The organism is Telluria aromaticivorans (assembly GCF_013003915.1).
Taxonomy (GTDB): Bacteria; Pseudomonadota; Gammaproteobacteria; order Burkholderiales; family Burkholderiaceae_D; genus Telluria; species Telluria aromaticivorans.
The window spans coordinates 448,118-465,561 of record NZ_JABAIV010000002.1; the positions used below are offsets into that span (position 1 = coordinate 448,118).

Annotated in this window: 13 protein-coding genes; 5 read left to right on the forward strand and 8 right to left on the reverse strand. The window is 65.9% G+C overall.

Going from position 1 to position 17,444, the window contains the following annotated elements; genetic code table 11:
- Nucleotides 1-497: 497 nt before the first annotated feature.
- Nucleotides 498-2,351: a glycoside hydrolase family 13 protein gene (locus HGB41_RS07460; RefSeq protein WP_171082739.1), complete on the forward strand. Its 1,854-nt coding sequence runs from the start codon at nt 498-500 to the stop codon at nt 2,349-2,351.
- Between the two features lie 671 nt (nt 2,352-3,022).
- On the opposite strand, the gene HGB41_RS07465 is transcribed toward HGB41_RS07460, so the two are convergent.
- The 4 genes from HGB41_RS07465 to HGB41_RS07480 form a co-directional block, all read right to left on the reverse strand.
- Nucleotides 3,023-4,009 (reverse strand): diacylglycerol/lipid kinase family protein, encoded by a 987-nt coding sequence (locus tag HGB41_RS07465; RefSeq protein WP_171082741.1) that lies wholly within the window; start codon nt 4,007-4,009, stop codon nt 3,023-3,025.
- A 95-nt stretch (nt 4,010-4,104) separates the two neighbouring features.
- Entirely contained in the window at nt 4,105-4,635 is a 531-nt protein-coding gene (locus HGB41_RS07470) for a GNAT family N-acetyltransferase (protein WP_171082743.1), read from the reverse strand.
- Between the two features lie 28 nt (nt 4,636-4,663).
- Nucleotides 4,664-5,191: a GNAT family N-acetyltransferase gene (locus tag HGB41_RS07475; protein ID WP_171082745.1), complete on the reverse strand. Its 528-nt coding sequence runs from the start codon at nt 5,189-5,191 to the stop codon at nt 4,664-4,666.
- A gap of 73 nt (nt 5,192-5,264) precedes the next feature.
- A complete protein-coding gene (locus HGB41_RS07480; RefSeq protein WP_171082747.1) occupies nt 5,265-6,557 on the reverse strand; it encodes an amidohydrolase family protein in 1,293 nt (430 codons plus the stop codon).
- A 313-nt stretch (nt 6,558-6,870) separates the two neighbouring features.
- Here HGB41_RS07480 and HGB41_RS07485 point away from each other — a divergent pair, with 313 nt between their 5' ends.
- The 3 genes from HGB41_RS07485 (at nt 6,871) to HGB41_RS07495 (ending at nt 11,180) form a co-directional block, all read left to right on the forward strand.
- Nucleotides 6,871-7,518, forward strand: coding sequence for a phasin family protein (locus tag HGB41_RS07485; RefSeq protein WP_171082748.1), 648 nt, complete (start codon nt 6,871-6,873; stop codon nt 7,516-7,518).
- 112 nt (nt 7,519-7,630) lie between these two features.
- Complete coding sequence (locus HGB41_RS07490) at nt 7,631-9,382, forward strand: ABC transporter ATP-binding protein (protein ID WP_171082750.1); 1,752 nt, start codon at nt 7,631-7,633, stop codon at nt 9,380-9,382.
- Nucleotides 9,372-11,180, forward strand: a complete 1,809-nt coding sequence (locus HGB41_RS07495; RefSeq protein ID WP_229422879.1) for an ABC transporter ATP-binding protein — start codon at nt 9,372-9,374, stop codon at nt 11,178-11,180. Before HGB41_RS07490 ends, HGB41_RS07495 begins: the two co-directional genes overlap by 11 nt.
- Nucleotides 11,181-11,379: 199 nt before the next feature.
- Here the strand turns inward: HGB41_RS07495 and HGB41_RS07500 are convergent, their stop codons facing one another.
- From HGB41_RS07500 to HGB41_RS07510, 3 genes are all read right to left on the reverse strand, one after another.
- Entirely contained in the window at nt 11,380-12,132 is a 753-nt protein-coding gene (locus tag HGB41_RS07500; RefSeq protein WP_171082752.1) for a DUF2243 domain-containing protein, read from the reverse strand.
- Between the two features lie 83 nt (nt 12,133-12,215).
- Nucleotides 12,216-13,781 (reverse strand): hypothetical protein, encoded by a 1,566-nt coding sequence (locus tag HGB41_RS07505; protein WP_171082754.1) that lies wholly within the window; start codon nt 13,779-13,781, stop codon nt 12,216-12,218.
- On the reverse strand, nt 13,778-14,647 hold the full coding sequence (locus tag HGB41_RS07510; RefSeq protein WP_171082756.1) for an ABC transporter ATP-binding protein: 870 nt from the start codon (nt 14,645-14,647) through the stop codon (nt 13,778-13,780). Before HGB41_RS07510 ends, HGB41_RS07505 begins: the two co-directional genes overlap by 4 nt.
- Before the next feature lie 259 nt (nt 14,648-14,906).
- Here HGB41_RS07510 and HGB41_RS07515 point away from each other — a divergent pair, with 259 nt between their 5' ends.
- Nucleotides 14,907-16,943 (forward strand): tetratricopeptide repeat-containing diguanylate cyclase, encoded by a 2,037-nt coding sequence (locus tag HGB41_RS07515; protein ID WP_171082759.1) that lies wholly within the window; start codon nt 14,907-14,909, stop codon nt 16,941-16,943.
- Between the two features lie 131 nt (nt 16,944-17,074).
- On the opposite strand, the gene HGB41_RS07520 is transcribed toward HGB41_RS07515, so the two are convergent.
- Nucleotides 17,075-17,371, reverse strand: coding sequence for a hypothetical protein (locus HGB41_RS07520; protein ID WP_229422891.1), 297 nt, complete (start codon nt 17,369-17,371; stop codon nt 17,075-17,077).
- Nucleotides 17,372-17,444: the final 73 nt, after the last annotated feature.

The window sequence follows — 17,444 nt, forward strand, 5'->3', positions numbered from 1 at the left end:
CAGGCAGCACAGCAGCCCCAAGCAAACGGTTTAGACGTTCTGCTGAGAATTCTGTACTAAAACTAGATGCACTGTCAACGAGAGTTGCTTGTAACTACGATAATGGCATGTTTTTCTAAAAGCAGGCTGGAACGCACGTGTTTTGCGTTGTATTTGGGCTACAACGAAGGTGGGGAGGCGTTGTAGTCAGACTACAAATGTCATTTCTTGATGCATATTCCCAATATGGTGCACCAGCATGGTGCGAACCAGCGGCGCGGAGTTAGAAGTCGAGCTAATAATTCGCAATGGAAATGAAGATTTCCTTATAGTAAGCTGTACTTTGACTAGATTGGCAGCGGCGTAGGATGTGTTCACCATCCTTCTTCTGTAGTACTCTTCGTGCAACATAACTAAGCACGGCAGTCCTCACGGCATCAGGCCTGGCACATAAGCTGTAGTCTGACTACGCAGTACGGTCATTGTGTCATCCTGACAGTGGGGACGCCCAAGATCCCATGAGACAGCTCCTCGCCAGCCTCCTGATCGGCGCCGCATTCGCTCCCGCCGCATTCGCCCAATCCCCCGCCATCGCCCACATGGAGCCGCCCTTCTGGTGGGCCGGCATGCAGCACAAGGGCCTGCAGCTGATGGTGCACGGCGAGCGCATCGCCGAGCTGGAGCCCTCGCTCACCTACCCCGGCGTGCGGATTGCCAGCGTCACCCGGGTGCCCAGCAAGAACTACCTGTTCATCGACCTGGCGATCGGCGCCGAGGCCAAACCGGGCAAGTTCGACATCCTGTTCAAGGGCGCCCAGCGCCAGGCCAGCTATACCTACGAGCTGCTGGCGCGCGAGCAGGGTTCGGCACAGCGCATCGGTTTCAACAGCAGCGACGCGATCTACCAGGTGATGCCGGACCGCTTCGCCAACGGCGATATGAAGAACGACAGCACCCCGGATACCCTGGAAAAGGCCAACCGCGCCAACGGCTCCGGGCGCCATGGCGGCGACATCCAGGGCATCATCGACCGCCTCGATTATGTGAAGGACATGGGCTTCACCCAGCTGTGGCCGACGCCGCTGGTCGAGAACAACATGCCGGCCTATTCCTACCACGGCTATGCCGCCACCGACCATTACCGCATCGACCCGCGCTACGGCAGCAATGCCGATTTCCGGCGCCTGTCGCAGGAGGCGAAAGGGCGCGGCATTGGGCTGATCCAGGACGTGGTGCTGTCGCACATCGGCAAATCGCACTGGTGGATGAAAGACCTGCCGACGCCGGACTGGGTCAACTACGGCAAGTTCGTGCCGACCCAGCACCACCGCACCGCCGTGCAGGACCCCTACGCATCGAAGGAAGACGCCGACAACTTCACGCGCGGCTGGTTCGTCGAGAGCATGCCCGACCTGAACCAGTCCAACCCGCTGGTGGCGAATTACCTCATCCAGAACAATATCTGGTGGATCGAGTACGCAGGCCTCTCGGGCCTGCGCATCGACACCTTCGGCTATTCGGACGGCGCTTTCCTGTCCGAGTACACGCAGCGCATCATGGCGGAATACCCGAAGCTGAACATGGTGGGCGAGGAATGGAGCAAGCTGGTGCCGGTGGTGGCGCGCTGGCAGCGCGGCAAGGACAATTTCGACGGCTACCGCGCATCGACCCCGAGCCTGATGGACTTCCCGGTAGCCGAAGCGATGCGCACGGCGCTGGCTGACAAACAGGGAAATAACATCTTCGGCGAGATCTACGAGACGCTGTCGCTGGATTACCTCTATCCCGAGCCGGGCAACCTGGTGCTGTTCGCGGACAACCACGACATGTCGCGCATCTGGAGCGTCGTGGGCGAGGACATGGACCGCTACCGCATGGCCATGGTGCTCCTGATGACGCTGCCGCGCATCCCGCAGTTCTACGTTGGCGACGAGATCCTGATGACCAGCGCCACCAGGGAACGCAACGACGTCAGCTACCGCAGCGACTTCCCGGGCGGCTGGGCCGGCGACAAGACTGATGCCTTCGCCGGCAAAGGCCTCGGCGCCCAGCAAAGGGCAGCGCAGGACTTCGTGCGCAAGCTGGCCAACTGGCGCAAGGGCCAGCCGGTCATCCACCACGGCAAGCTGATGCACTTCGGCCCGCAAGCCAACACCTATGTCTATTTCCGCTACGACGGCAAGAAGAAGGTGCTGGTCGCTTTCAACGCCAATGCGAAAGAAATGGTGCTGGATGTTGCGCGCTTCCGCGAAATGCTGGCGGGGGTGGCGGGCGGGGTGGATGTATTGAGCGGCAAGCGCTTCGATTTGCGCAGCGAACTGCGGTTGCCGGCAAAGGCGAGCGTGATCCTGGAGCTGGATCCGGCCAATTAAACCAGGTCACTCCCCTGAGCGCAATCGCATGAGCGTCGGGTGGGCGGGGTGATTTCGGCCTGGCCGGAATTACGAACGCCCACACGGTGATAGTTAGGGGTTAAACAGCCGCACGGGCTTCAGCACCGTGATTTGAACGCGTGGGCAAGGAACTTGCCCACCCTACGATTGACCAGCGACTCTGATCAGCCGACCGGGTTCGCGCCAAGTCAGGCCGTCTCGAACCCAGTCCGAGCGTCATCGCATGACCGTAGCGTGGGCGGGGTGATTTCGGCCAATGGCCGGAATTACGAACGCCCACGCGGTGATAGTCAGGGCTTGAACAGCCGCACGGGCTACAGCACCGTGATGTGAACGCGCGGGCAAGGTAATTCAGGGCAATGCCCTGAATTACGAATTGCCCACCCTACGATTGACCAGCGACTCGGATCAGCCGACCGGGTTCGCGCCAAGTCAGGCCGACTCGAACCCAGTCGGAGCGTCATCGCATGACCGTAGGGTGGGCGGGGTGATTTCGGCCAATGGCCGGAATTACGAACGCCCACGCGGTGATAGTCAGGGCTTGAACAGCCGCACGGGCTACAGCACCGTGATGTGAACGCGCGGGCAAGGAACTTGCCCACCCTATGATTGACCAGCGACTCGGATCAGCCGACCGGGTTCGCGCCAAGTCAGGCCGTCTCGAACCCGGTACCGGGCGCCGGCCGCGCTTCCTTGCGCGACGGGCCATGCACCATCAGGTAGAGCCGTCCCTCGAGCACGCGAAATTCAAGCGGCATCGCCATCGGCTCCACTTCGCCATCGGCCGCCACCTTCATTCGCTTGCGGCCATACACGGCCGGCGTGCGCACGGTCAGGCGCTTGAAGGCGAAGGCTTCGACGTCGGCCTCGCCGAGGCGGCCGAGCGCCCCGCGCACCAGCAAACCAAGCAAACCAAGCCGCCCCATCGGCCGCGGCGCGATGGCCACCAGCTGCCCTTCTTCGACCGCCTCGGTCAGTCCATCCATGCCGACCTGCTCGAGCTGCAGCCGGTTGTTCCCGATGAACAGCGTGGTGGTGCGCAGGCGGCGCTCCTTGCCGTCGAGCTCGAGCGTGATGCGCAGGTGGCGCGCAGGCCGCAAGACGATCTTGAGTGCGGAGAAAAACGCGACTACCCGGCTGCGCCCGTACTGCGCCTTGTCGATCTCGCGTTCTTCCAGCAGCTTCGGGTAAAGCCCGACGCTGGCGTTGACGAGGAAGACCTTGTTGTTGACCACGCCGACCTGCACCGGCCGCACATGGGCGCGCAGCAGCGCATACACGGCTTCTTCCAGGTCTTCCGGGATGCCGTGGGTGCGGCCGAAATAATTGAAGGTGCCTTGCGGGAGCACGCCGAAGGTGCAGCCGGCCAGCACCGCTTCGTGGGCCACCGTGTTGATGGTGCCGTCGCCGCCCGCCGCCACCAGGATGCCGCCACCGGCAATGGCGCGGGCCGCCATGCTGCGCGCCATCGCCTGCAATTCCGCGGGGTCGTCGACCAGCTCGAGATGGCAGGGTCGGCCGGCGGCGGCCAGCACGGCTTCAATGGTCGAGCGGCGCAACTCGGTCTCGGAGTGGCCCGATCCTGCATTCAGGACAATGAAAAACGGCGCGTCTGGACTCGGCTCTGTGGTTGGCATCGATGGTTTTGGGTGAATAGCGTGTGGACGATTCGACAAGACCATCGTATCACCTGCCCGTGCTAGAGCGTGTTCCGCTTCCTTTTTCCAACTACCTATTCCTGCGCCGCCAGCTCCATCAGGTAAACATTGACCCCGGGCTGGCCCGGGTTCAGCACCGCGAAGCGCTCGAAGCGCAGGCCCAGCTTGAGCAGCAGCCCGATCGAGGCAGCATTTTCTGGGTCGGTGATGGCCGCCAGGCGGGCAATGCCCAGGGTGCGCGCATGCCCTGCGACGGCCTGCGCCGCCTCGAAGGCATAGCCTTGCCCGCGGTGGCGCGCCAGGAAGGCGTAGCCGATGTCCACGTCCTCGAGCGCCTCGCGCTTGACCAGGCCCGACAAGCCGATCGGCGTACCGCCATCGAGCAGTTCCACCACGTAGAGCGAATGGCCGCGCGAACGCTGCATCGCCACCGGCCCTTCTTCGATCGCGCGCTCCGCCGCGTCGAGCGTGCGCAGGCCGCGGTCGCCGATGTGGGCGATGAAGGCGGGGTCGTTGACGAGTTCGAGGTAGAAGGCGGCGTCGCCAGGCGCGGCGAGGCGCAGGCGCAGGCGTGCGGTACGCAGGACCTCGGCGCGACCGGGCATCGAGGGTTCCGCCATCATGCAGCAGCGATCATGAATCCACCGTCGGCCAGTGGTCGGGGTCCTGCAGCAGCTGGTACATCACATAGGCATCCACATAACCTAGCGCCTTGTGGCGGTAGGCCTTGGGCAGGGTGCCGACGATCGAGAAGCCGAGTTTTTTCCAGAGCCGCACCGCGGCGGTATTGGTGCTGACCACATAATTGAACTGCATGGCGAGATAGCCCTGGCGGCGCGCCTCGCCCAGGCTATGCTCGCCCAGCATGCGGCCGATGCCGGCGCCTTGCGCCGACGGGCTGACCATGTAGGAAGCGTTGGCCACATGATGGCCGCGTCCGACCTGGTTGCGGGTCAGGCGGTACATGCCGAGTACCCGCGCGCTGCCGGAGGTCGCGATGAAGCTCGCCACGTCGGGGCCGAGCCAATAGGCATGGCCCGCCTCGCGTGAGGTCGCAGTGGTGAACGGGTAGGTCTCGCCGGCGGCAACGTGGGCACTGAAAATGCTCCATATCGCCTCGAAATCATGGTCGCCGGCGGGGCGGATCTGGATGTCTTTCACGGAGTTTGGGGGTGCTGCACTTGAATGCGCGAAACCTGAAAGCGGTCTATTCTAGCCCGGATTGCCGGTATTTTCACGTATTGTGCGCAAACTGCGGGACGTGGCGGAAGCCGGTGCCGGCGGGCCGCTCGGGCAGGTGCAGCGTGGCCTGGGCCGATGGAGCCTCGGCGATGACCGTCCCGCGCCGGATCACCAGCCTGCGCGCTGCGCGCAGGCGGATCGCCTCCACCGTCGACCCGGCATCGAGCAGCACCAGGTCGGCCTTGCAGCCCGGCGCCAGGCCATAGCCCTCGAGGCCGAGGATGCGCGCCGGGGTCTCGGTCACCGCCAGGAAGCACTGGTGCATCGCCTCCACGCCGGTCATCTGCGCCACGTGTAGTCCCATGTGCGCCACTTCCAGCATGTCGCCCGAGCCCATCCCGTACCACGGATCCAGCACGCAGTCGTGGCCGAAGGCGACATCCACGCCTGCCCCCAGCAGTTCCGGCACCCGCGTCATGCCGCGCCGCTTCGGGTAGCTGTCGTGGCGGCCCTGGAGCGTGATGTTGATGAGCGGGTTGGCAATCGCCGCCACCCCGCTCTCGGCGATCAGGGGCAGCAGTTTGCTCACATAGTAGTTGTCCATCGAATGCATCGAGGTCAGGTGCGATCCGGCCACCCGCCCCTGCAGGCCGAGGCGCTGGGTTTCATAGGCCAGGGTTTCGATGTGGCGCGACATCGGGTCGTCGGTCTCGTCGCAATGCATGTCGACCCGCAGTCCCTGCTCCGCCGCGAATTCGCACAGCAGGCGCACCGACTCGGCGCCTTGCGCCATCGTGCGTTCGAAATGCGGGATGCCGCCCACCACGTCCACGCCCATCGCGATGGCGCGTTTCAGGTTGGCGAAGGCGCCCGGGCTGCGCAGGATGCCGTCCTGTGGGAAGGCGACCAGCTGCAGGTCGAGGTAAGGCGCGACGCGCCGTTTCACTTCCAGCAGCGCCTCGACGGCCAGCAGGCGGTCGTCGCAGATGTCGACGTGGCTGCGGATCGCCAGCAGCCCGCGCGCCACCGCCCAGTCGCAATACTGCAAGGCGCGCCCGATCAGCGCCTCCTGCGCCAGCAGCGGCTTGAGTTCGCCCCACAAGCGGATTCCTTCCAGCAGGGTGCCGCTCTGATTCACGCGCGGCAGGCCATGGCTGAGCACGGAATCCATGTGGAAATGCGCGTCGACGAAAGGCGGGGTGACCAGGTCGCCGCCGGCGTCGATCTCGCGTGCGCCCTGGGCCGCTAGCCGCGCTTCCACGGCGGCTACCAGGCCGTCCTTGATGCCGATGTCGATGCCGCGGCTGCCGTCCGGCAGGGTGGCGTTGCGAATCACGAGATCCATGCGCGCTCTCCTTTGGTTTTTCCTGATTGTAGCGATGAATTGGCGCTTCGAGCTTGCCACGGTGCACCGGTAACTCATGCAGGCTGCATCGGTAATGCTGCATCGCAATATTTCTGCTCAAGAATACGGCAATAATTGCTTTGCAAGCTGTGCCAATCATGGCTACACTAGCCGATATTGCAGCGCGCCATAAATGACTAAAGGAAATCCTATGACTTCACTTGCAGAACAATTTTTCGCAGCAGCAGGCAAGACTCCATTTTCAGCGCCATTTTCGGCACCGTTCGCAGGCCAACTGGCGCCGCAGCTTCCCGTGCAGATTCCAGCCCAGCTCCGGACCCAGTTCGAAACCCAGGTCGATTTCTTCCAGTCGTTCACCAAGCAGGCTTTCGACAGCGCCAGCCGCGTCGTCGCCCTGAACCTGGCCACTTCGCGTGCTTCCGTCGAGCGTTCGACCCGCGCGGCACAGGCCCTGATCGCTTCGCGCGATCCACGCGACGTCCTGAGCCTGGGCGGCGCCGCCGAGGAACAGATGCACAGCCTGTTCGACTACAGCCGTGAACTGATGAGCATTGCGAGCAGCGTGCAGCCGTATGCCTTGGGCGTCAAGGCACCGGCAGCGGCAACCCAGCTGGCAGCGCCAATCGAAAATGCCGTCGAGGCGGTTGAAGCCGCTACTGCACCAGTTGCACCGGTTGCACCAGTCCACACTGCATCGGCCGAGCCGGTCGTCGTCGCGGAACCGGAGCAGGAGCCTGTTGCCGAACAGCTCGCCGTCGAGGAGGAACCGGCGCCGGTTGCCGACCAGACCGAGATCGTCATGGCCGCCGGCCAGGGCGAGCCGCAGGCCGGCGTCGCCCCGCATCCTGCGTCGGCCCCGATGCCTGCCGAAGAAGCCAGCATCCAGATCCAGGTGCAGAAGGTCGCCCCGGCATCGACTTCGTCCAAGCGCAGGAAGTAAACAGCACCACGCAAGCTGGCCTCGGGCGCTGCGCCCGATTGGCAAAGCGTCTACACTAGCGGGCTTCGGCCCGCTTTGTCGTTTTTCGGGCACACAATCTCCAAGGAAGAACATGAGTCTCGCAAGGCTGATCGGCGGCTTTGTCCGCCGGCATTGGCATGCCTATGTCTCGTCGGCCTTCATGCTGGCAGGCGTCGCCATCTGCACGGTCTTGATCCCGCGCAAGGTCGGCGCCCTCATCGACGGCCTCGCCGCGCACCGGCTCGACCAGGACGCGCTGCTGCTGGGACTGGCCCAGCTGCTCGGGCTCGGCCTGGCCATCTATGTGCTGCGCGTGGGCTGGCGCATCCGCCTGTATTCGGCCGCCTACAACCTGGGCGTCGAGCTGCGCACCCGCCTGTACGCGCGCCTGGCCGCCCAGGGCCCCGCCTTCTACGGGCGCCAGCGCACCGGCGACCTGATGGCGCTGGCCACCAACGACATCGACGCCATCGAGATGGCGGCCGGCGAGGCAATGCTGGCAGGCTTCGACGGCACCCTGACCCTGCTCATGGTGCTCGGCATCATGACGCTCGGCGTCGACTGGCGCCTGGCCAGCATCGCCCTGCTGCCCTTCCCGCTGATGGCGCTGGCCTTCTGGCGCATCTCGTCGCACATCCACAAGGCGGAAGGCGATGCCCTCAAACGCTTCTCGGCACTGAACGACCACGTGCAGGAATCGCTCACCGGCGTGCGCACCCTGCGCGCGCTGGGCCTGGAAGACCGCAGCGCGGCCCAGTTCAGCGAACTGGCAGGCAACGCGGCCGACGCGAGCCTGTCGGCGCAGCGCTGGGAGGCCGCCTACGAGCCGGCGGTCGGCCTGACCTTGAGCGCCGCCACCGGGCTGACCCTGGGACTGGGCGGCTACCTGGTCTGGAACAACGAGCTGACCGTCGGCGCGCTGACCAGCTTCTCGATGTACCTGGGCCAGCTGATCTGGCCGATGTTCGCGGCCGGCTGGGTGCTGTCGCTGATCGAGCGTGGGCGCGCGGGCCTGGCCCGGCTGCAGCCGCTGCTCGACACGCCGCTGACGGTGGACGACAAGGGCACCCTCGAACAGGTCGGACGCGGTCCCTTGGTCGTCAAGGACGTCACGTTCGCCTATGGTGAAGCGGACCGCCCGGCCCTGAGCGAGGTATCGGTCGCGATGCAGCCGGGCCAGACACTCGGTCTGGTCGGCCCCACCGGCGCCGGCAAGTCGACCCTGCTGCGCGTGCTGCTGCGCCAGGCCACGCCGCAGCAGGGCGCGGTCAGCTGGGCCGGGCATCGCCTGGAAGACTACCGCTTGAGCGCCCTGCGCGCCGCCCTGAGCTGGGTGCCGCAGGAGTCTTTCCTGTTCTCCGCCACCATCGCGGAAAACATCGCGCTGGCGCGCCCGGGCGCCTCGCGCCTGGACGTCGAAGAAGCCGCGCGCATGGCCTCGATCCACGACGACATCCTGCGCTTCCCACAGGGCTACGACACGCCGGTGGGCGAAAAAGGTATCACCCTGTCGGGCGGCCAGCGCCAGCGCGTGGCGATCGCGCGCGCCCTGCTGGCCGACAGCTCGCTGCTGCTGCTCGACGACGCGCTGTCGGCGGTGGACACCGGCACCGAGACGCGCATCCTCGAACACCTGGCCGAACTGCGCGCAGCGCGGCCCGAGCGCGCGGCGATCATCGCCAGCCACCGCTTGTCGAGTGTCGCCGGTGCCGACCGCATCGTGGTGCTGCGCGATGGCCGCATCACCGAATCCGGCACCCACGATGAACTGCTGGCGCTGGATGGCTGGTATGCCAGCCAATGGCGCTATCAACAACTGGAGGCCAGTATCGATGCAGAGTGATGCCATTGCACGGACCAAGCCCGACACCTCCGCCAGCGCCATGAAGGTGCAGGCAAAGCACGCTGCGCGCCTGCTGCGCCGCGCCGCCCATCCGGACCGCCGCCACCTGTACTGGGCCACGCTGTGGCTGGGGGTGGCCGCCGCCCTGGAAGTGGTGGGGCCGCTGCTTGGGAAGATGCTGATCGACGACCACCTCTTGACGCGCAACCTGGATTGGACCCGGATCTGGCTGCTGCTCGGCGGCCTGGTGCTCACCGGCTGGGCTTCATCGTGGATCCGCTACCTGCAGCTGATCCGCCTGTCGGGCCTCGCCATGCGGTCGGTGCGCCGCCTGCGCGAATGGGTGTATGGCCACGTACTGCGCCTGCCGATGGCTTTTTTTGACCGCGCCATCACCGGCCAGCTGGTCAGCCGCGTCACCAACGATACCGAGGCGGTCAAGACCCTGTACATCCAGGTGCTGTTCGTGATGCTCGATTCGACCATCGTGCTGGTCGGGACCCTGGTGGCGATGGCCTGGCTCGACTGGCGCCTGATGCTGGTGGTGCTGGCGCTGGTGCCGGCGGTGGTCGGCATCGTCTGGCTTTACCAGCGCCTGTCGGCGCCGGCGGTGACGCGCGCCCGCGCCCTGCGCAGCGACATCAATGGCCAGATGGCGGAATCGATCGGCGGCATGAGCGTGCTCCAGGCCAGCAATGCCGAAGGACGTTTCGGCGAGCGCTTCCTGGCGACCAACCGCGCCCACCGCACCGCGCGCCTGGCCGAACTCAAGGCCAACGCCTTCCTGCTGCGCCCCGCGCTGGACCTGCTGAACGTGGTGCTGCTCACCATCGTGATCTACGGCTTCGGCCGGCGCGAAATGAATGCGATCGAGGTCGGCGTGCTGTACGCCTTCATCAGCTATATCGCACGGGTGGTCGAGCCGCTCATCCAGATCACCATGCAGTTCAGCGGCCTGCAGCAGGCGGTGGTCGCGACCGCGCGCGTGGAAGCGCTGCTGGATGAAACCGGCGCGGCAGAACATACGCTGGGGCGCATCGGGAACGAAGCGGCCTTCGACCCGCAAGCGCCGGCGGTGCGGGTGCGCGGCCTGAACTTCGGCTATATCGAAGGCCAGCGCGTGCTGCACGAGCTGTCGCTCGACGTGCCCCAGGGCGCTTTCTTCGGCATCGTCGGCCACACCGGCAGCGGCAAGTCGACCCTGCTCTCGCTGCTGCTGCGCTACTACACGGCGGATGACGGCAGCATCGACATCGGCGGCCTGCCGCTAGCCTCGATCGGCAACGAGCGCTTCCGCAACGAAGTGGGCCTGGTGCCGCAAGACCCCTTCATCCTGGCCGCGACGGCGCGCGAGAACATCGACATGGGGCGCGGCCTGCCCTTAGAGCGCATCGAGGCGGCGGCGCGGGCGGCGCATGCGCACAGCTTCATCTCCAGGCTGGAACAGGGTTACGAGACCCAGCTCGGCGAAGGTGGCTCGCGCCTGTCCTCGGGCCAGAAGCAGCTGGTGGCGATCGCCCGCGCACTTGCCGGCGAGCCGCGCATCCTGCTGCTGGACGAAGCAACCTCGCGTATCGACAGCGCCACCGAACAGATCGTGCAGGAAGCGCTGGAAGAACTGCGCGGCAAGGTGACCATTATCGCGATCGCGCACCGGCTGTCGACGATCCGCGCGGCCGACCGCATCATCGTGCTGAACCACGGCCGCATCACGGAAGCCGGCGCGCATGAGGACCTGATGCGGATCGAGGGTGGTTTGTACCAGCGGCTGTATTTGCTGCAGCAGATTGCGGTGTAGTGAGCCGGCCTAAGGTCTGTCTGACTGACGCGATGTGTGGAAAAGTGGATGTTCGTAGGGTGGTCGGGTCCTCCCGACCGCGCGTTCAACTCTGGCATGCACTGCGGCGACGCACGATCTGGCTGAACGCGCGCTCGGCGGAGCCGACCACCCGACGGTGTCGTGGTGGGCATGATGTAACGGTTCCTCCAGACTAGGTCTAGCCCCGGCTCCAGTTGAAGCACCCGGCCGGCACCCCCGCCCCGCTCACCAGCAGGGCCCCGTGCCGGTAGAAATCCCAGCGCCGTTCTGCGGGCACGGCAACCACCACCACACCCATCGCCCGGTCGCTCCACACCAGGCGCGCATCCACCGCATCGAGCGCGGCGAAGACCTCGCGCGGGCCGGCGCCGGGCGCGAATACCACCGTGGCAAAGCCGGTTTGCGCCGGCGGCAGCAGCGCCCAGGCGCCGGCGCCGGAGGTGACGGCCGCCAGCACCAGCATGGCCGCGGTGCTGGTCAATCCAGTACCGCCGCCCTTGCCCCGCAAACGCAGTCCCAGCGCGAGCGGCAGGAGGCCGAACAGGGCCAGCCACAGCAATTCCCACAGTAGCGGCGCATCGCTGTCGATGCGGATGCGGTGGATCTGCAGCAGCCAGTGCGACAGCACCGAATCGACGATGTGCCACACCCCGAAGCCTACCAGTACCGCTCCGACAAGAGGCCAGCCCCAGGCGCCGGCGCCGCGCCGGTGCAGGCGCCACAGTCCGGCCAGCGCAGCCAGGGCAATCACATACATCAGCGCGTGGAAATACCCGTCCCACAGCACCTGCAGCCGCAGGTCGTCCATGCCCGGAACCAGGCTGAGCAGGTGGTGCCACTGGAGGATCTGGTGCAGCAGGATGCCGTCGAAAAAGCCGCCAAGCGCGAAACCCAGCGCAGCGGCCCAGCGGGCCCACGGTGTTTTCCACATCACAATCACCTCGCGTCGAAGCAGGACCGGCCCAGTATAGCCGGGCCGGTTTCAACGCAAAGGCACCGTTCGCAAAGGAACGATCAGGTCCGCCGGCTCCAGGCAATACCGGCCGCAAGCGCAGCGAGACCGGCGACCATGAAGGTCGTGGCCGAGCGCAGGTTGGCAGCGCCGTGGAAGCCCACGACGTCCAGCATCGGCATTCCCGTGGCATTGATGACGACATAGAGCCCGAACAGGAACAGGCCGAGGAACAGGCGCGGCGTACGGCTCAGCTGGCCGAGCAGGGCGGCGAAGCCGGACAGTGCCAACACGCCGGCGGCGACGGCACATGCACGCACCGGTTCGTCGCTGCTCCAGCGCAGGGCGACGGTCCCGGTGAACAGGGCGCCGAGCAGTGCGGAGGCGGCCCATTGGCGCACGAAGCGCCGCCCTGCGCCACCCGGCACGGCGGCGGTGAGGCCGTCGCAATTGGCACTGAAGTCGCGCGTGGTGCTTTCGCTGCACAGGATGCCCCACCAGGCGACCGCACCGGCCAGTAATCCCGGCAGCACCGCGGCAGGCAGCACCAAAGCGCCGACGATGCTGGCAGCGATGGCGAGGATGGCGCTGGGGGCAGTCGTCAAGACCAGGCCGGCGTCGGCCAGCACCTGTCCCGGGGTGCCAGGGACGCGCGCGGCCAGGCGCATCAGGGGTTGCACGATGCGGGTCAGCGGCCGCAGCCAGCCATTGAGTACGCCCAGCGGCGAGCGGCGCTGGCGTGCCTTGCCGGCCTTGACGCGGTCCGGCGAGAAGCGGTGGAACAGCAGGACCGCCGGCAGCAGCGGCGCCAGCGCCAGCAGGCAGGAGAACAGGCGCCCGGCGACCTGCGAACCGCTCCACAGCCATTGCGGCAAGGTATGCGTCGGCAGCGCCGCATTGAAGGTCATGGCGCCGATGCCGACGCTGTCGGTGCTCAGGTAAAGCCGCATGGCTTCCATGGCCTGGGCCATGCCGGTGAAGTCGAGGATGGCCAGCGCGGGTGACGCCCCGGCCTCCTCGATCATCCCGCCGAGCGACAGCATCGCGGTCCAGACGAAGAAATACAGGATGTCGCCACGCTTTCCCATCAGCGGCGCCCAGCTGTCGCACAGCACCGCACAACTGGCGGCGAACAGCACCATCGGCAGCAGCAGCACACAATAGGTTTGCAGGTAGACGAGGGGCTGGACCGGTCCTTCGCCGCGCAGCAGGTGCAGCGCGAGGATGGTCAGCATGAAGGCGCCGAGCAGGGTCAAGAGGCCGCCGACGGCCCCGAGCCAGCGGCTGCCCACCAGTACCAGGTTGCCGGCGGGCGTGGCGCCCACCACCCCGCCGATGCCGCTGCGCAGGTCTTCGCCGGTGCGCCCGCGCGCGAGATAGAAACCGGCCAGCGAGAACAGCAGGCCGGCCAGCGTGGCGCTGCCCAGCGCCAGCGCGGAACTGGTGTACAGCACCCGTGCGTCCTCCACGATCAGGAGGGTCCTGCCGCTGGACGGGTCTTCGATCATGGCCCAGCTGATGGCGGCGATCGCCAGCACCGCGGCCAGGGTCGACATGCGGCGCATGCGCAGCCGCACTTCGCTCGCGGCCAGCACGGCCAGGATGCGCCAGGGGATGTGCCGCGTCATGCCGCCTCCGCCTGCAGCGCGTAGCGCTGCGCCATCAGCGCTTCTTCCAGGCTCGGTTCGGCCTCGCGCGCGCCGAGGCAAGGCAGCTCGGGGTGCGCGATGCGCAGCGCCATGCGCTCGCCCTGGCGCTGGGCCTGCAGCACGTGCACGCGTTCGCGCAGTGCTGCGTAGTCATGCTCGGCCACGTTGGCGGTCCAGACCTGGCCGCGCGCGCGCTGCAGGATCGCTTCGGGCGTTTCGTGCGCCACCAGCCGGCCCGAGCGCATGATCGCCAGTTCGGTCGCGATGCTCTCGACGTCGGACACGATATGGGTGGACAGCAGCACCAGCTTGCCGTAGCCCAGCTCCGCCAGCAGGTTGCGAAAGCGCAGCCGCTCTTCCGGGTCGAGGCCGGCGGTGGGTTCATCCACCACCAGGATGTCGGGGTCGTTCAGCAGCGCCTGCGCAATCCCGAGGCGGCGCTTCATGCCGCCCGAGAACGAGGCTGCCGGCCGGTGGGCCTGGTCGTGCAGGTTGACCAGCTCGAGCAGGCGCCGGATGCGCGCAGGGTCGCGCACACCCTTGAGTGCGGCGAAGTACTGCATGAACTCGAGCGCGCTCAGGTTCGGGTAGACGCCGAAATCCTGCGGCAGGTAGCCCAGGCGGTGGCGGATCGCATCCGGTTTGGCGGCAATGTCGACGCCGTCGAACAGGATCTGGCCTCGCGTCGGCCGGGTCAGGGTGGCGATCATCTGCATCAGCGTCGACTTGCCGGCGCCGTTGTGGCCGATCAGCCCCACCACGCCATGCCCGAGGGACAGCGACACCTCCTCTACCGCCCTGACTTCCTTGCCAAAGTGCTTGGTGACGCCGCGCAGTTCGAGCATGCCGTTCTCCTATTAGGTTGTTGCTGTAACTATAAGAAGACGACCTCCGGGTGACGAGCGGTTTGAGACAGAAGGTCGTAAATGCGGGATGAGTGCGCCGTGGAGAAGCGTTTGGGGGGCAGCCGAGGCAGTAACTATCGGTGAGCACCATGTGTCTTTTTGGTGACAACAAGATAGAAATTGAATTTCCATGTTGCAACAGGAATATAATGTTTCAATCATCACCTATTACTTTTTGTCGGTAAACCCGAGACCTTTCATGCTCCCTAGCCTGTCACGCGCCTTGGTGCGCTCCCGACGCATCGCGAATGTCGCAGCGCTGTGCATTGCGTCGGCGGCAGCTGGTGCGGGCGACACGGCCCCGTTGGCGCAGCGGCTGGCGGAAATCCGCGAGATTAACAAGTATGCCGGGCAGCGCGCCTTGCCGATCCTGCTGGCCATGGAGGCCGAGGGCCGCGCCGCGCCACTGGCCGAGCGCATCGAATTCCTGAACCAGCTGTCGAATGCCTATGACGAAGTCGGCAAGCTTGACGAAGCCAACGCCGTCGCAGACGAGCTGGTGGCGCTGGGCCGCAAGAACAACAACAACATCGCACTCGCCAAGGGTTTGCTGCGCAAGGCCTATATGGCCTTCCGCCGCTCCGAGCTGGCCGAATCGCACCGCCTGGTGTGGGAAGCGGAAACGCTGGCTTACACCACCAACGACGCCGAACTGAAAGTGCGCGCGACCATCTCCTCGGGCGATTCCTGGGCCGAGGAAGGCAACTTCCCCAAGGCGCTCGAACGCCTGCAGGCAGCCGCCGCGATGGCGCGCCAGAACAACGACCCGACCCAGGTGGTCATGTCGCTCAATGCGCTGATCGACCTGTACGGGCAGATGCGCGAATACGACAAGGGCTTCGAAGCCCTGGCCGAAGCCGTCGAGGCAGCGGAGAAAACGAATTCGCCCGGCCGCATGGCGACGCTCAAGCATGCGGAATACGGTTTGTCGGTGTCCACCGGCCAGTACCAGCGCGGCCTCAAGGCCTTGCTCGACAGCCTGGCGATCGAACGCCGCATCGGCGCCGAATCGCTGGCTGCCTACACGCTGGTGAACCTGTCCGATTGCTACCTGAAGCTGCGCGACTACCGGAATGCCGCCACCTATGCCGAGCAGGCCGTTACCGCCGCCCGCACGCTCAACGATGCCGGGCTCGAGGCGACGGCCCGCCTGAACCTGGGACAGGCCTATCTCGCCCTCGGGCGACCGGCCGAGGGCAAGCGCCATATCGAAGCCGGCATGACGGCCTACGAAAACCTGGGCGACCAGCCGGAACTGCAGCAGGTCCTGGTCGAATACGGCCAGGCGCTCGAACGCGTCGGCGACCTGCCGGGCGCCTTGCGCGCCTATCACCGCGAGCGCAAGATCTCGAACGAGCTGTTCGAAAAACGCCGCCAGCGCGCCGTCCTCGACCTGCAGGAAAAATACGAAACCGAGAAGAAGCAGCGCCAGATCGAGCTGCTGCGCAGCGAGAACGAAGTCAACCGCCTGCAGCACCGCGTCATGTGGCTGCTGGCGGCCGTGTTCGCGCTGGCCGCGGTCGTCGTCGGCCTGCTGTACCGCAAGGTGCGCCATGCCAACGCCCAGCTCTACGAAAAAAACAAGGAGCTCAAGCAGCAAAGCGTGCGCGATCCGCTGACCGGGCTGTACAACCGCCGCCACTTCCTGGACTACATGCGCACCACGCCGCAGCCGGAAGTACGCGAAGGCAGCGACCAGTGCGGCGGTCTGTTCCTGCTCGACGTCGACCACTTCAAGCACATCAACGACACCTATGGCCACGCTGCCGGCGATGCCGTGCTGACGGCTATCTCGGCCAGCCTGCGCGACATCCTGCGCGAAACCGACATGATCGTGCGTTGGGGCGGCGAAGAATTCCTGGCCTTCCTGCCGACCGTCCCGCGCGGCAGCCTGGACGAAGTGGCCGAGCGCATCCTGACTGGTATTTCAGCGGTGACGATTGCGCACGCCGGCCATGCCCTGACCGTGAACGTCTCGATTGGCTTCGCGCCCTTCCCGCTCGCATGCGGCGGCGAAGTGCTGCCGTGGGAGCGTGCGGTGAACGTGGTCGACATGGCGCTGTATCTCGCCAAGGCACATGGCCGCAACCGCGCCTATTGCGTGCGCGGCTTCGGCGACCCGTCCCAGGTCTGCCTCGAAGACATCGAGCAGAATCTGGAACGCGCCTGGCGCAACGGGCAGGTGAATTTGTCGGTCGTGCATGGCGCCGTGCAGGGCCAGCGGGTCAGCGCCTGACCAGGTTCTCGTTGGGTGGGCGGGTTTCCCGCCCGCGCGTTCAAACCGTCGTTGTTCCGTCGATATTTAATTCTACGCGTGCACTGGTTGAACGCGCGGGCGGCGGAGCCGCCCACCCTACGGGTTCCCGGCTAATCCGCCGCGTCCTGGATCTTCTCGCCGGCGTCCTCCACCTTCTTGCCGACTTCCTCGGTGGCGCGTTCCAGACCGCCCTTGGCGTCCTTGGTCGCATCCTTGATCTTGTCGCGGGCTTCGGCGGCGGCGCGGTCGGCCTTGGCCAGTTCATCCTCGACCTGGCGCGAAACCCGCACGCCGGCATCATCGAGCGCCTTGCCGGCCTTCTGGGCCGGCCCGAGCGCGTCTTCATCACGGCTGCAGCCTGCCAGCACGGCAAGGGCCAGCAGCGTTCCCAGCATGGTGGTTTTCATGGTTGACTCCTGCTATCTAGTTGCCAAATAGCATACACCTGTCAGGAAAAAGCTGGCTGACCGTTGGACGGGG